The 14,068-nt window shown below is 68.0% G+C and carries 12 protein-coding genes and 1 tRNA gene; 3 read left to right on the top strand and 10 right to left on the bottom strand.

Annotated features, from left to right (window positions below; genetic code table 11):
- Positions 1-235: 235 nt before the first annotated feature.
- A complete protein-coding gene (locus tag AC3WON_RS20885; RefSeq protein WP_010811309.1) occupies positions 236-514 on the top strand; it encodes an HU family DNA-binding protein in 279 nt (92 codons plus the stop codon).
- Between the two features lie 239 nt (positions 515-753).
- The gene (locus tag AC3WON_RS20880) at positions 754-1,770 is read left to right on the top strand and encodes a DUF2272 domain-containing protein (protein WP_492352663.1); all 1,017 of its coding nucleotides are present in this window, start codon (positions 754-756) and stop codon (positions 1,768-1,770) included.
- A 74-nt stretch (positions 1,771-1,844) separates the two neighbouring features.
- Here the strand turns inward: AC3WON_RS20880 and dinB are convergent, their stop codons facing one another.
- From dinB to AC3WON_RS20865, 3 genes are all read right to left on the bottom strand, one after another.
- Complete coding sequence (gene dinB / locus AC3WON_RS20875; protein WP_492352662.1) at positions 1,845-2,924, bottom strand: DNA polymerase IV; 1,080 nt, start codon at positions 2,922-2,924, stop codon at positions 1,845-1,847.
- A 53-nt stretch (positions 2,925-2,977) separates the two neighbouring features.
- Positions 2,978-3,883: an EamA family transporter RarD gene (gene rarD / locus AC3WON_RS20870; RefSeq protein ID WP_492321560.1), complete on the bottom strand. Its 906-nt coding sequence runs from the start codon at positions 3,881-3,883 to the stop codon at positions 2,978-2,980.
- A 142-nt stretch (positions 3,884-4,025) separates the two neighbouring features.
- Positions 4,026-5,162 (bottom strand): TRAP transporter substrate-binding protein, encoded by a 1,137-nt coding sequence (locus AC3WON_RS20865; RefSeq protein ID WP_492321561.1) that lies wholly within the window; start codon positions 5,160-5,162, stop codon positions 4,026-4,028.
- Between the two features lie 349 nt (positions 5,163-5,511).
- Here AC3WON_RS20865 and AC3WON_RS20860 point away from each other — a divergent pair, with 349 nt between their 5' ends.
- A complete protein-coding gene (locus AC3WON_RS20860) occupies positions 5,512-7,329 on the top strand; it encodes a carbohydrate porin (protein ID WP_492352661.1) in 1,818 nt (605 codons plus the stop codon).
- Here the strand turns inward: AC3WON_RS20860 and AC3WON_RS20855 are convergent.
- From AC3WON_RS20855 to AC3WON_RS20825, 7 genes are all read right to left on the bottom strand, one after another.
- The gene (locus AC3WON_RS20855) at positions 7,313-8,038 is read right to left on the bottom strand and encodes an aquaporin (RefSeq protein WP_492321563.1); all 726 of its coding nucleotides are present in this window, start codon (positions 8,036-8,038) and stop codon (positions 7,313-7,315) included. The genes AC3WON_RS20860 and AC3WON_RS20855 overlap by 17 nt on opposite strands.
- Before the next feature lie 287 nt (positions 8,039-8,325).
- Positions 8,326-8,946, bottom strand: a complete 621-nt coding sequence (locus AC3WON_RS20850) for a LysE family translocator (RefSeq protein ID WP_492352660.1) — start codon at positions 8,944-8,946, stop codon at positions 8,326-8,328.
- 107 nt (positions 8,947-9,053) lie between these two features.
- Complete coding sequence (locus AC3WON_RS20845; protein ID WP_492321565.1) at positions 9,054-9,545, bottom strand: hypothetical protein; 492 nt, start codon at positions 9,543-9,545, stop codon at positions 9,054-9,056.
- A gap of 293 nt (positions 9,546-9,838) precedes the next feature.
- Positions 9,839-9,914, bottom strand: a tRNA-Phe gene (locus AC3WON_RS20840).
- 60 nt (positions 9,915-9,974) lie between these two features.
- Positions 9,975-10,685, bottom strand: coding sequence for a response regulator (locus AC3WON_RS20835; protein ID WP_492352659.1), 711 nt, complete (start codon positions 10,683-10,685; stop codon positions 9,975-9,977).
- Positions 10,686-10,737: 52 nt separating this feature from the next.
- Positions 10,738-13,170 (bottom strand): sensor histidine kinase, encoded by a 2,433-nt coding sequence (locus AC3WON_RS20830; protein ID WP_492352658.1) that lies wholly within the window; start codon positions 13,168-13,170, stop codon positions 10,738-10,740.
- Positions 13,167-14,060, bottom strand: coding sequence for a DUF4390 domain-containing protein (locus tag AC3WON_RS20825; protein WP_492352657.1), 894 nt, complete (start codon positions 14,058-14,060; stop codon positions 13,167-13,169). The genes AC3WON_RS20830 and AC3WON_RS20825 overlap by 4 nt, the downstream gene beginning before the upstream one ends.
- Between the last annotated feature and the right edge of the window lie 8 nt (positions 14,061-14,068).

Here is a 14,068-nt window from a genome sequence, read left to right as displayed (position 1 = left end):
CTTAGGGCGCTTTCGTCACCTTCCGCCGCTTGCGATGGCTGTACCCAGCTGCGTCGATTTGCCGCGAAGCCCAGTCTGGCGCGGCCTCGCGGAAACTGCCAGGTAACAATCTGTTCCCGGTGCGCCTTGTCCGACACGGTATCATGTGGCCCGCGGCGTCTTTGCCGGAGCGGTGCCAGTCAGGCCGCCCGGCATGCGGACGCCTGTGTTTTATCAACTCGATACGGAGTGAAGCATGACGAAAACCGAACTGATCGACGCTATCGCAGCCGGGGTGGACGGTCTGACCAAGTCCAAGGCGGAACAGGCACTGAACGTGACCCTGTCGGCCATCATGGACGCCGTGGCCAAGGGCGAAACGCTGAGCCTCATCGGCTTTGGCACGTTCAGCAAGGGCGAGCGTGGCGAGCGCATGGCGCGCAACCCGCGTACCGGCGAAGAAATCAAGGTCGAAGCAGCCAAGACCGTGAAGTTCAAGGCTGGCCAGAAGTTCAAGGACGCTGTCAACCAGTGAGCCTGACGGGCTGCACTGCAGGGCCCGAATTGTCAGACCCCGCCATGCCGCCGCCCGGTGCCCGAGGGTGCAGGCGAGCGCCAGGCGGGGGACGTTATCCACAGCAGTAAGCTGATTTTCTGCAGTATCCGCCGCATCGCTGAGTCCGCCATCGGGGCGATCGCGCGCGAAGTCTTCCAACAGGCGTCCAGCCGTGGCCGTGACAGGCCGGACCGGGTGCCGTGCCACATGGGGCCTCCATGCTTGCCCGTCCGCCGCGCCGCAGATCTCCACAGCGTTATGCACAGCGCTTTCCACAGCCGGTTCCACAGCTTTCTCCACAGGCTGCAGGCGCCATGCGCGCGGCCTGCGTTGCCGTGGCGCTGGCACTGCTGAGTGCCTGCACCACCGTCAGCGAGCCGGTGCGGCCGCAGGCGAGCGCCCTGCCCGACACCGAAAGGCCGGTGACGCGCCCGGGCGCCACGCCGCGCGAACGCATCGTCGAGATCGCCACGCAGGAATGGGCCCGCTGGGGCGGGCAGGTGGTGCGGCTGGGCCGGGACGACACCTCCTGCGTCACCTACAGCCCGGTGCCCGCACCGGAACTGCCTGCGCCACTGCCAGAGATCCCGGAGGCCCAGCCAGCTTCCCCCGCGGAGGCCGGGGCACCCGCTGCCGCCACCACCGACACCGAATCCAAGACCAACGGCAATCCGCCACCCGCCGCCAGCTGCCTGTCCTTTCCGGACGGCACCGGCATGGAAGCCACGCCCCTGGGCTGCTCGCTGGCGCGCCGCTACTGGGGCATCGTCGGCGAAGCGCCCGGGTGCCGGCAGGTGACGCAGGGGTCCTGGGCCTGGTCGGCGGTGTTTATCTCATGGGTGCTGCGCAAGGCGGGGCTGGACGAGCGCCAGTTCCTGACCGGGCAGTCGCACTCGATGTACGTGGTCGATGCCCGCGACGGCATCCTGCCCAGGCCAGCCTTCCATATCGAGCCCGTGCCCGCCATGCCCAGGCCCGGCGACATCATCTGCGCCGGGCGCGGGCGCGACCGCTATCTCGAGGACATCGCCGAAATCGGCTTCGGGGCCACCCCCATGCATTGCGACATCGTGGTCGGCGTGGATCCGGCAATGCGCGTGGTGCGTGCCATCGGCGGCAATGTCCAGCAGTCGGTGTCGATGGAGGAGATCGAGCTGGGCGATTCGGGCCGGCTCGACGGCGTCACCAATTCGCATATGCCGTGGCTGCTGGTGATGCGCAACGACCTGCAGTAGCTGGTTTATTGATGCGATTTATCAGGGTGTCCTGATTTTATTTGCGTTGATTATTCGCGGGAATAATCATGCGATTAGTCGAACAGTTCCAGTTGCGACGTATCCCGGTCGCTGGTCCCTACCCCCACCCCCAGCAGCCGCACCGGCAAGCCCCGGCGCGCATGGCCCTCGGCCAGCAGGCGCGCGTAGACGGTGCGGTCCGGCGCGTGGCCGCGGCATTCCACCGTGGTCTGGCGGAAGTCAGAGAAGCGCAGCTTCACGGTCAGCTTGTCGATGGTGTCGTGTGCCTGAGCCCGGTCGATGCGGGCTTCGAGCATGGCGATCAGCGGTTCCAGCTCGGCCATGCAGGCCTGCAGGTCGGGCAGGTCGTTGGCATAGGTCTCTTCCACGCTGATCGACTTGCGCTCGCGCTCGGGCGTGACCTCGCGCTCGTCGACGCCGCGGCACAGCTTGTAGAGCCGCGCCCCGAAGACCCCGAACTCGCGGTGCAGCCGGTCCGGCGACCACGGCCGCAGGTCGCCGCAGGTCTCGGCACCCAGGCGCCGCAGCTTGGCCGCGGTGACCTTGCCCACGCCGTGGATGCGCTCCACCGGCAGCGCGGCGACAAAGCCATCGACCGCCGCCGGCTTGACCACGAACAGTCCGTCGGGTTTGTTCCAGTCGCTGGCGATCTTGGCCACGAACTTGCTCGGCCCCACCCCGGCCGACACCGTCACCCCCACTTCATCGCGCACACGCTGGCGGATTTCCTCGGCGATGCGGGTGGCGCTGCCGGCGTGGCGGGTGCAGAGGCTCACGTCCAGGTAGGCCTCGTCCAGCGACAGCGGTTCGACCAGCGCGGTGTATTCGCGATAGATCGCGAAGATCCGGCGCGAGACCTCGCGGTACTTGTCCATCGCCGGGCGCACGATCAGCAGGTCCGGGCAACGCTTGAGCGCCTGTGCCGACGGCATCGCCGAACGCACGCCGAAGGCGCGCGCTTCGTAGTTGCAGGTGGCAATCACCCCGCGCCGGTCGGGCGAGCCGCCCACGGCCATCGGGCGGCCGCGCAGCGAGGGGTCGTCGCGCATCTCGACCGAGGCGTAGAAGCAGTCGCAGTCGCAATGGATGATCTTGCGCTGGACCGAGGGAGTGGCATCAGGCGGGGCGGACATGGTGGCCAGGCACCGTATTGGTTATCCGTGTGACGAATGAAATGGTTTGATTTTTAGTTGGTTTCATTGATCGATTGGATGATAGTGGGCTTCTGCCGCGCATTCATCCATAGCCCCTCGGCCGCATACAAGGCCAGCGACAGCCAGATCAGCGCGTAGCCGACCTGCTTCTGCGCCGGGAACGGCTCGTTCCACAGCCACACGCCCAGCAGCAGCTGCAGCGTCGGCCCGGTGTACTGCAGCAGGCCCAGCAACGACAGCGGAATGCGCCGCGCGCCGGCCGCAAAGAACAGCAGCGGCACCGCCGTGACCGGCCCGGCCAGCAGCAGCAGCCACTGCGTACCCGGCGCTGCGTGGGTGAAGCTGTCCTGGCCGGTGGCGAACAGCCAGGCCAGTGCCGCCGCGGCCAGCGGGAACAGCAGCAGCGTCTCCAGCGACAGCCCTTCCAGCGCACCCAGCGCGCCAGTCTTGCGCAGCAGGCCATAGCCGCCGAAACTGGCCGCCAGCCCCAGCGCGATCCACGGCAGCTGGCCTGCCGCCACCGTCAGCCAGGCCACCCCGGCGGCGGCTACCGCGATCGACAGCCATTGCACCCGGCGCAGCCGCTCGTGCAGGAACACCACGCCCAGCAGCACGCTGAACAGCGGGTTGATGAAGTAGCCCAGGCTGGCATCGACCACGCGGTTGGCCGACACCGCCCAGATGTAGAGGAACCAGTTGGCGCACAGCAGCGCCGCGCTGGCGCCGAACGACAGCAGCAGGCGCCGGTCCCTGAGCACCCGGCCCAGCCACGCCCACTGGTGCCGCCAGGTCAGGATCAGGCCGAGGAATACCAGCGACCACACCATCCGGTGCAGCAGGATCTCCAGCGGTGCAATGCCGGGCAGCGATTTGATATAGAGCGGGAGCAGCCCCCAGATGACGTAGGCCAGGAGGGCGTAGAGAATGCCGAGTTGCATAGGGATTTCCGGTAGATGCCGGCGATTCTACCGGCGCCGCGCGATCCCCGCCCGACGGGCGCCCGCCTGCCGTGGCCAACAAAAAACCCCATGCTCCCGAGGGAACATGGGGTTTGCGGCAGGCCCCGGGGCAGTGTGCCGCTTACAGCTTGCGCGCGAAGCTGAACTGGGCGAAGCCCTGTTCGGCCACGTTGAACCAGGCGGCCTGGTTGTTGCGGAACACGCGCCAGTCGTCGTAGATCTTCTTGAACGACGGGTTCTTGGCGGTTTCGTCGGCGTAGGATTCCTGGGTCGCCTTGAAGCAGGCCTCCATGATCTCCTTGGAGAACGGGCGCAGCTTGACGCCGTTTTCCAGCAGGCGCGCCAGCGCCTGCGGGTTGACCGTGTCGTACTTGGCCATCATGTTGGTGTGCGCCTCGATGGTGGCGGTTTCCAGCGCGCGCTTGTACAGCGCCGGCAGCTTCTCGTACTCGGTGGCCGAGGCGTAGAACGACAGCTGGGCGCTGCCTTCCCACCAGCCCGGGTAGTAGTAGTACGGCGCCACCTTGTAGAAGCCCAGCTTCTCGTCATCGTACGGGCCCACCCACTCGGCCGCGTCGATGGTGCCCTTTTCCAGCGCCGGGTAGATGTCGCCGCCGGCGATCTGCTGCGGCACCACGCCCAGGCGCGACAGCACCACGCCGGCAAAGCCGGCGATGCGGTACTTCAGGCCCTGCAGGTCGGCCACGGTCTTGATTTCCTTGCGGAACCAGCCGCCCATCTGTGCATTGGTGTTGCCGCCCAGGAAGTTGACGACGTTGTATTCCTTGAAGAACTCGCGCATCAGCTTCATGCCGTTGCCCTGCATCATCCAGGCGTTCTGCTGGCGTGCGGTCAGGCCGAACGGGATGGTGGTGTCAAAGCACAGCGTCGGGTTCTTGCCGAAGTAGTAGTAGCCGGCGGTGTGGCCGATCTGCACGGTGTTGTTCTGCACCGCGTCCAGCACCTGCAGGCCCGGCACGATTTCACCGGCGGCAAACACCTTGATGTTGAACTTGCCGTCGGTCAGTTCCTTGACGCGGGCCGACAGCAGCTCGGCACCGCCGTAGATGGTGTCGAGCGACTTGGGGAAGCTCGAGGCCAGGCGCCATTCCACGGCCGGGTTGCTGCCGACCACGGCCGGCGCTGCCGGGCCGCTGGCGGCGGCAGGTGCTGCCTTCTCTTCACCCTTGCCGCACGCGGCCAGTGCCCCCGTGGCGGCCACGGCCGACGCTTTCAACAGAAAGGAACGACGTTCCATCTCCACTTCTCCTCTTATAGATATTGATTCGGATGCAGGCTCGCGGCTTGCATGATGCCGCGCGCCGGACCGTGACGCGCCAGCCGCCGGGGTACAGCGGCTTGCGCAACGCTGTGCCTGTTGCGAACGGGCACGGCGGCGTGCCCTGCATGCCTGGCGCCGGTCGCGGGCCACGGCAAAGGGCTGTCTTACCCGAAAGACAAGCCAGCCGATTATAGCGGTGGCTCTTTCGCCACGGGGTATCGCGCAAGTGCGGGTTTTCGCTAGTCAATCGCGCCATATCCCGGGGTTTTTCGCATTGTGAGACGGCGCACAGTGTGATGGATTTTGTAACCCGGCTTGCGGTCAAATGGGTCGGCTGATAAAAAACAGTCCCGCCTCCGGAGCCCTTGCCTGCTCCGGCCATCGTTGTTGCTTGACTGAATTGCTGTCCGAATTGCCGCCAGTCTCCCGTCGAATTCCCGCCATCCCGCTTTGTCCCGGCCCTGCCGGACGCGGTGGCCTGCCCCTGCGCCGCCTCGGTTTTGCCGTGCTGGCCGCGTGGGGCCTGGTCGCGTGCGCGCAGACCGGGGATGCGACGACCAGCGCGACCACCCCGCCGCCCCGCATCGAACCGCGCCCGGCGGTGCCGCCGGTGGTGACCGCTGGTTCGGCGCAAGCCGCCGGGCCTGCCACGCCGGCCACGGCAAGCACGGAGGATCCGCTGGCGGCGCTGATCGCCGGCGAAGCGGCACCTGCGGCCAGCGTGACCGTGCCAGCGGCACCGGCGCCAGGCACCACGGGCGAGCCGGCTGCCCAGCCCGGCGTGCAGCCTGACGGCAGCGCGCCGGCAACCCTGGCCGGCACCAGCCCCGCTGCCGACCCGAGCTTCGTCGGACCGCCTGAACTGCCACCCCAGCCGCCGCCGCCACTGGTGCTGTTCCCGCCCCGGCTCGGCCAGTTCCAGGCCGAGGCGCCCGCCGAGCCGGCGGACAGCACCACCGGTGGCACACCGCCGGACGCCCCGCCGGTACTGCACTCGCAGCTGCCCGCCGACGACCCCGCCGGGGATTCCGTGTGGCGCCTCGGCTACAGCGGCCGCGCCGCGGCCGAGGAACGCCCGGCCACCATGCGCGCCTGCCCCGGCGGCGCGCTTTCCACCGGTATCGGCAACGGGCTGGCCTGCCGCAGCGCCGGCGAGGTCAAGATCCGCGAATCGGTGCTGGACCTGGATGGCGGCGCGCAGGTGATGCTGATCGCGCAGGCGCGCGGCACCGACGCCACCACGGTCAATGGCCGCCCCGCGGCGATCGATCCCTACGCCCTGGTGCCGCAGTTCTATACCGCCGTCAGCGGCCTGGCGGTGCTGGACGGCGCCACCATGTGGGCCGGCCGGCGCGACAATGCGCCGTTCCTGCTGTCGTCCGGCCTGCTGCCGCCCAATTCCACGGCGATGCGCTTCGGCGTCGACAACGCCAAGGTGATCGGCGATATCGGCCTGAGCTACCAGTACACCGCGCGCGCCGACCAGAACGGCCAGAACCTGCCCAGCTACCACTCGCTGCGCACCGCGCCCATCAATACCAACGAACAGGGTTCGATCCAGCTCGGCTTCACGCGGGTGGAGGCGCAGCCGCTGGTGGAAGACCCCGGCGGTGCATGGTGGGCGTCTGCGTTGCACGAGCAGAAGGGCGTGCTGTTCGGCACCAACCGGCTCGGGGTGCAGTTCGGATCGGGATCGCGCACCGCCATGACCGGCTACACCGGAATGGGACCGGCGCTGTCGCGCACGCGCGTGGCGGAATCGATGGAATGGAAGGGCCGTTCAGGGCTGAGCGGCGCGGTGGAGCAAAGCCTGCAGTTCGACCGGTCGCCGGTCGGCACGCTGCAGTGGACCACCACGCGCTTGCGTCCTGCCTACGTTGCCAGCAACCAGTTCCGCCTGAACTTCGAGGTCTCGCACGACCAGATCTCGTCCGGCTTCGGCGTCAGCGGCCAGCGCACCGCGCTGACCGTGGCGCCCACGCTGACGCTGGGCAAGTCGGCCGGCAATGCCAACCTGCGCGCCTTCTACACCTATAGCCGTGCCAGCGACGTCGACGGCATCGGCTACACCGCGCCGGCCGACGCGTGGGCCTCGCAGGCGAGCGGCTCGATCTTCGGCGTGCAGCTCAATCGGCGCTGGTAGGGGCGCTGGCGGGCGCAGGGCGCCAGTCGGCCTGCGCCGTGGCGGCCGCAGCGGGTTTGCGGCACAGCCAGTGGAACAGCAGCGTGGCTGCCAGCCCGCCGCCGATCTGGGCCAGCACGAAGCCCGGCACGTCCTGCGGCCGGATCCCGGTAAAGGTATCGGTCAGCGCGCAGGCGATGGTCAGTGCCGGGTTGGCAAACGAGGTCGACGACGTGAACCAGTAGCCCGCGGTGATATAGCCTGCCACCACGAACGGCACCAGCTGCGGCCGGCTGCGCAGCGTGCCGATGCCCACGCCGACCAGGCCGAAGGTGGCCACGCACTCGCTCCACCACATCGCCGCGCCGGTGCGGCTCTGCGCCGACCAGGCCAGCGCCGGCTCGCCGAACATCGCATGGGCGGCCAGCACGCCGCAGACGCCGCCCGCCACCTGCACCATCACATAGCGCAGCGCATCGCGCGGCGGCAGCGTGCCCTGCAGCAGCGCCGACAGGCTCACCACGGGGTTGAAATGCCCGCCCGAGACCGGGCCCAGCGACACCAGCAAGGCCACCAGCCCAGCCCCGGTGGCCAGCGAATTGGCCAGCAACGCCAGTGCGGTGTCGCCTGCGGCGAGGCGCTCGGCACGGATGCCGGAGCCCACCACGATCGCCACCAGCAGCGCCGTGCCCAGGCCTTCGGCCACCAGGCGGCGTGCGAGCGTACTCATCGCTGCGCTCCGTTGACGGCGCGCGGCAGCGATAAAGCGGAGCAACGAACGGGATACGAGAGCGGCCGCGAGGTCGCGGCAAAGGCAGTAAGGAAAACGTGCAGCGGCAAGATGGACAACGTCGCCTGAGACGACGCCTCGAACGGTGGCGGTTCAGTAGCAAGCCCGCGCGCACGCGGTGAGCGCGGACGCGACAGTGTTCCGCTCGCGCATGGAGCGCGTCAATGCGTGGCCGCTTTGTTGTGTGCAGACGCGCGGTATCGAATCGCCGCCCTGGCCGCGGGCCGTTACCGGTTGCTGGCCGCCAGCCGCAGGCCGAAGCCGACCAGCGCGATCCCGGCCAGTCGCGTTGCCAGCGTGCGCGCGAACGGCAGCGCCCGCAGCCGGCTGGCCACTGCGTTGCCCGCCAGCACCAGCGCTGCCTGGTAGGCAAGGCTGAGCACCGTGACGTGGGCCATCATCGCCGCCAGCGTGGCCGGCGACGCATCCGGGCGCAGGAACAGCGGGAAGAACGCGACGAAGAACAGCACCACCTTGGGGTTGGTCAGGCTCACCGTGAAGCCCTGGCGCAGGTATACGCGCGCGGACTTGCGCGGCTCGGGCGCGCCGGCGTCCGTGGCAAAGCGCGTACGCAGCAGCTGCACACCCATCCAGCACAGGTACGCGGCACCGAACCATTGCAAGCCGTGGAACAAAAGCGGATTGGCCTGCATCACCGCCGCCAGTCCCGCCACCGCGGCGAGCATGTACACGAGGTCGCCCAGCAGCGTGCCGCAGAGCGCTCCCATGCCGGCCGCCACGCCATTGCGCGCGGTGGCGTTGAGAATGGCGATCGTGCCCGGCCCGGGGATCAGCTGGAACACCAGGATGGCGAGCACGAAGCTGGTGTAGTTCTGGATGTCGAACATGGCGGCCTGGCAGTGTTGGATGCGAGCGCGGGATGCTTCGCTGCCGCCATGTTAGTGCAGCCTGGCTTATCGCGACAAAGGGAATGGCTTCACCGCCGCAAGGCGCCTCAGCGCAGCAGGAACGCGATGTCCTCGACGCGGATCTGTGCCACCGGAATGCCCTTGCGGCGCTGGAACAGGATGTGCTGCTGCACGCGGCTGCGCTGCTCGGCAAAGGCCGCGGGATCGATCGGCGCGCCCAGGCGCATGTAGTGCTGCACCAGCAGCTTGTAGGCGCGGTGGCGCACCTGCATGGCCTCAGTCTCTGCGCGCAGCCGCCGGATCTCTGCCGGGCTGCGGTCGATTGCCTGGTGCAGCTCTTCGACCGTGCGCGCATGCAGCTCGCGGTAGACGTCGCGCTCGGCCTCCATCTGGTGCAGCTCGTCGCGCAGCGCGCGGATCTTGTGCTGCAGCTTCAGCGTTTGCGAGACCGCCTGCTGCACCCGCCCCGCCGCTCCCAGCGCGTGGCTGGCCGCGGCCATGGTGCTCTTCCACAACCCGCGCTCGTCGCCCGCAGTCTGCGGCGGCCAGCGGTTGTTTGTCCCGATCAACGTATCCATCAGACCCCCCGGTAAGAAAGTAAGCCCTGGACCGGATGTCCGCGTTATGGGTGCGGCTTGGCCGGCTCGGTCCGCGCCGCCGGGCGGCAGCGCATCAGGGCATCGTAGAGATACATAGATCGGCTGCCAAGTAGAAGATATTTACTTCTGGGTTGGCTGTTGCGCGTTGCTGGCGTTGAGCCGGGATGTGTACGCCGTTGCGGCGACAGGACGGGGACGTGAGTCCGGATGCGTTTATGACACTGCGCCCCAATGCAAAAAGCCCGGCTGCGGGAGCCGGGCTTTTCTTGTTCTGGTGGCCTGGGACGGAATCGAACCGCCGACACAAGGATTTTCAATCCTCTGCTCTACCGACTGAGCTACCGGGCCAAAGAAGCGAAACTATAACTGGACTTTTTTGGTCAGTCAAGCGTCATGTGCGTCACAGCCTCATTGCTCGGCCGGCTCGGGCTTGTTGCGGCCCAGTTCGACGCCGAGCTGCTTGAGCTTGCGGTACAGGTGGGTGCGCTCCAGCCCGGTCTTCTCGGCCACGCGGGTCATGCTGCCGTGTTCGCGCAGCAGGTGGTATTCGAAGTAGGCGCGCTCGAACAGGTCGCGCGCTTCGCGCAGCGGCATGTCGAAGGAGAACTGCATCTCGGCCTCGGGCACGCGCGCGGGGCTGCCGTTGGCGGCGGCCTCGGCGGTGGCCTCGGGCACGATCTCTGACGAACCGGGTTCGGCAGACGGTGCCGTGGCGGGCGCGGCGGTGGTGGCCGAGCTGCTGCGCGGGCGTTCGATGCCGCGGGCCAGGCCCTGCTCGACCGCGGACAGCAGCTTCTGCAGTGCGATCGGCTTCTCAAGGAAATTGAGCGCGCCGATCTTGGTCGCCTCGACCGCCGTATCGATGGTGGCGTGGCCCGACATCATGATGACGGGCATCGTCAGCTGTCCCTGCGCGGACCATTCCTTGAGCAGGGTCACGCCATCGGTATCGGGCATCCAGATATCGAGCAGCACGAGGTCGGGCGTACCCGCTGCGCGGTATTCGCGCGCTTGCAGCGCGTTCTCCGCGAGTTCAACCACGTGGCCTTCGTCGCTGAGGATCTCCGAGAGCAGCTCCCGGATTCCCATTTCGTCATCGACTACGAGGATCGTTGCCATACTTCCCCTCTTAACCCCACCGCAGCGTTCCGGGACCGGACGCCATTGTTGACTATGTCAGTTTAACGAACAGGATCGAGATCTGTGCACCGACGATCTCCGCACCTTCCATGCGATTGCGCATCTCGATTCGCGCGCCGTGTTCGTCAATGATCTTCTTTACCATCGCGAGCCCCAGGCCCGTGCCCTTGGCTTTCGTGGTCACGTAGGGCTCGAACGCACGGCTCAGGATTCGTGGCGCAAAACCGGGACCATTGTCCGCAATGGTGAGCTTGACGGCCTGCCGGTTTTCGCCGGCAGAATCTTTGTATTCTACAGTCTCGGTGTTCAGAGTGATATGGGGCGCCGCCCTACCGGCCGCGACGTTCTCGGTGGCGGCATCCTGTGCGTTCTGCAGCAGGTTGTGGATGACCTGGCGCAACTGCGTCGGATCGCCCTTGATCTCGGGCAGCGCGGTGCCCAGCGTCGGATGAATCACCGGATGCTCGTGCACTGCGGGATCATCGATGCCATACAGGTGCAGCACTTCCGCCACCAGGCTGTTGAGCTGCAGCGACTGCAGCACCGCGGGCGGTGTGCGCGCGTAGTCGCGGAAGTCATCGACCATGCGCTTCATCGCGGCCACCTGGTTGACGATGGTGGCGGCGCCACGCTTGAGCACATCGGCGTCGGTGCCTTCGAGCTTGGGCGAGAGCTTCATCTGCAGGCGCTCGGCCGAGAGCTGGATCGGCGTCAGCGGGTTCTTGATCTCGTGCGCAAGGCGCCGTGCCACCTCGCCCCAGGCCACCGAGCGTTGAGCGGAAATCACATCGGAGATATCGTCGAAGACGATCACGTAGCCGGGCTCATCGCGCTCGCCGCCGGGCAGGCGTGCGCCGCGCACCAGCAGCGTAAGCGGCTGTTCCTCGCCCTGCGGCAGCTCGATCTGCTTCTGCCAGTGCTCGGCGCCGCCCAGCACCTCGCTGGTGTTCTGGTCCGAGAAGGCCTGGCGCACGATCTCGCCGAACGGCCCCATGCCAGGGATCTGCTCAACCGGCAGGCCCAGCACCGCGCCGAACGGCTGGCGGAAGATGCGCTCCGCGCCCGGATTGGCGGTAATCAGCACGAAGCGGCGGTCGAACACCAGCACGCCGGCGGTCAGGTTCTGCAGCACGCTTTCCAGGTAGGCCTTCGATTGCTCGAGCGCGGTGCGGTTCTCTTCCACCGCCAGCCGCGCCTCGGCCAGCTGGCGCGTCATCTGGTTGAACTGCTGCGTGAGCATGCCGAGCTCGTCGCGGCTTTTCAGTTCGCGCTTGGGCGAGAGGTCGCCCTCGGCCACTTCCTTGGTCCCCTGCAGCAGCATCAGCAGCGGCCGCGCCAATTGCCCGCCCAGCAGCAGCGCCAGCATCACCGCGATGAACACGGCCAGGAACAGCGTCAGCGTCAGCGTGCCGATATACATCTTGCGCAGGCCGGTGCGGCCCAGCGCCTTCTCCTGGTATTCCTGGTACGCGCGCTGGACCTCGTCGGCATTGCGCGCGAGCACCGCCGGCACCGGGTGCAGCACCTGCAGGTAACGCTCTTCGCGCACGGTCTCGCCGACCAGGCCGAAGCCGCTCGACGGCGATTCCTCCGGGCGGCGCTCGACGGACAGGCCGGAGCCGGCCCAGCGCGGCGGCTTGGCCAGCGCGCGCGGGGCGCTGCTGCCTGCCGCGTCATCCTGTGCCGTGGTCGGGCTGGCGCCCAGCGGAATGATCACGCGCAGCCGGTACAGGTGGCTGCTGTCGACGCGCTCGGGGCTCGGGCTGCCGTCGCCCGACGGGTCGGTGCCGCCCTCCACCGCCGCGTAGCCGCCGGCCAGCCGTGCCTGTTCGGCCAGCACGCCGGAAGGCAGGTCCGGCACCAGCGACGCGTAGTTGCTGGACGCCGTGGCCAGCACGCGGCCGCTGCCGGTGAAGATGGCGGCTTCCTGGACGCCATACTGCTCGCGCAGCCGGTTCAGCTGCAGCGAGGTGGCCACGCCGGAGGCGCCGGCGAGCTGCTCGGCCATCAGGCGTGCCTTGACCTGCAGGTCGGCGAGCGAGCTGTCGATGGTGGAGCGGCCCAGGTTCAGGCCGGCCTCGAGCGCGGTTTCCACGCGCACGTCGAACCAGGACTCGATGCTGCGCGAGACGAACTGCAGCGATACCAGGTAGATCAGCACGCCGGGCAGCACGCCCACCACGCCGAAGAACACGGCGAGCTTGGTCATCAGCCGCGTGCCGAACTTGCCGCGGCGATAGCGCAGCCACAGCGTCAGCGCCAGCGCACCCACGATCAGCACCAGCAGGGCGCCGATCACCAGGTTCACCTTGAACAGCAGCGTGAAATAGCGATCGAAGAATTCGGTGTTGGCCGATGCGCCGGCCAGCAGGCCCACCAGCACCAGTGCCAGGAAGACGATGATCCCGGCCACGACGCGGTACAGCACGCGCCGGAACCGGCTGTCCCACAGCGAGTTGTTCATGGCTGGCTCGAGGCGGGCTGCAGCAGCAGTGCGGGCGACAGTCCGTACGACACCGTCTGCATGGTCAGGCCGCGTGAGTCAATGGCAGCGGCAGGCGCCGACGCAGGCGCGGGTACGGCGGGCGAGGCCGGCAGCGCCGGCGATGCGGGCCCTGGGGCCGGCGCGGGCGGCGGCGGCGCTGCGGGCGGCGGGGGTGGCGGCGCTGCGTTCAGGTCCGTCGGCACCGTATAGGCGAAGCGCCGCCAGTCGGAGGCCAGGTTCCATTCACGCGTGTTGACGGCGTTGATCTGGAACGGCTTGGGCAGTTGCGACAGGTCCAGCCGCATGCGCACTTCCGCGTGGTAGGTCTCGCCCGGCTTGACCACATTGCGCTCGAACACGCGCCAGCCGCGCACGCGCTGGATGAACTGCAGCGCGCCCTTCAGGCGCGTGAACGGCAGCTGCAGGCCGCCGGTGGAGACACGGTACTGGCGCGTCAGCGGCTGGTACGACAGGCGCACGCTGCGGGTGGTGTTGACCGGCTTGTCGTCGAACCAGTACCAGCGCGAGCGCGAGAGCTGGAAGTCGACCGCGAAATAGAGGGAGATGCCCTTGTGCAACGCGTCTTCCAGCGCGGGCGGCAGGTCGAAGTCGAAGCTGGCGGCGAGCTCGAAGCCGCCGTCCTGGAACTCGATGCGCGCCTCGGTGGCCTCGATGACCTGCGCGCGCGCGACGGGCGGCAGCCACAGTAGCGAGGCGAGCGCCAGCACCAGTGCCAGCCACCACTGCGCCAGCAGGCCACGCCTGCCCGCGCTGCCGGGGCGCAGATGCAGGCACGCCCGGTCCGCGGCAGCGTCCACGTTCGTGTCCACCATGACGCGGAAGTCTGACAGGCGCGGCGTGCTCAGCATCGGATCAG

Source organism: Cupriavidus sp. FW305-46, assembly GCF_058787075.1.
Note: the sequence above shows the minus strand (reverse complement) of the source record. Positions and strands in the feature narration are given on the sequence as shown.

Coding starts and splice junctions, on each gene's coding strand:
- AC3WON_RS20885 (WP_010811309.1), top strand. CDS start 236: ATGACGAAAACCGAACTGATCGACGCTATCGCAGCCGGGGTGGACGGT.
- AC3WON_RS20880 (WP_492352663.1), top strand. CDS start 754: ATGCTTGCCCGTCCGCCGCGCCGCAGATCTCCACAGCGTTATGCACAG.
- dinB (WP_492352662.1), bottom strand. CDS start 2,924: ATGTCCGCCCCGCCTGATGCCACTCCCTCGGTCCAGCGCAAGATCATC.
- rarD (WP_492321560.1), bottom strand. CDS start 3,883: ATGCAACTCGGCATTCTCTACGCCCTCCTGGCCTACGTCATCTGGGGG.
- AC3WON_RS20865 (WP_492321561.1), bottom strand. CDS start 5,162: ATGGAACGTCGTTCCTTTCTGTTGAAAGCGTCGGCCGTGGCCGCCACG.
- AC3WON_RS20860 (WP_492352661.1), top strand. CDS start 5,512: ATGGGTCGGCTGATAAAAAACAGTCCCGCCTCCGGAGCCCTTGCCTGC.
- AC3WON_RS20855 (WP_492321563.1), bottom strand. CDS start 8,038: ATGAGTACGCTCGCACGCCGCCTGGTGGCCGAAGGCCTGGGCACGGCG.
- AC3WON_RS20850 (WP_492352660.1), bottom strand. CDS start 8,946: ATGTTCGACATCCAGAACTACACCAGCTTCGTGCTCGCCATCCTGGTG.
- AC3WON_RS20845 (WP_492321565.1), bottom strand. CDS start 9,545: ATGGATACGTTGATCGGGACAAACAACCGCTGGCCGCCGCAGACTGCG.
- AC3WON_RS20835 (WP_492352659.1), bottom strand. CDS start 10,685: ATGGCAACGATCCTCGTAGTCGATGACGAAATGGGAATCCGGGAGCTG.
- AC3WON_RS20830 (WP_492352658.1), bottom strand. CDS start 13,170: ATGAACAACTCGCTGTGGGACAGCCGGTTCCGGCGCGTGCTGTACCGC.
- AC3WON_RS20825 (WP_492352657.1), bottom strand. CDS start 14,060: ATGCTGAGCACGCCGCGCCTGTCAGACTTCCGCGTCATGGTGGACACG.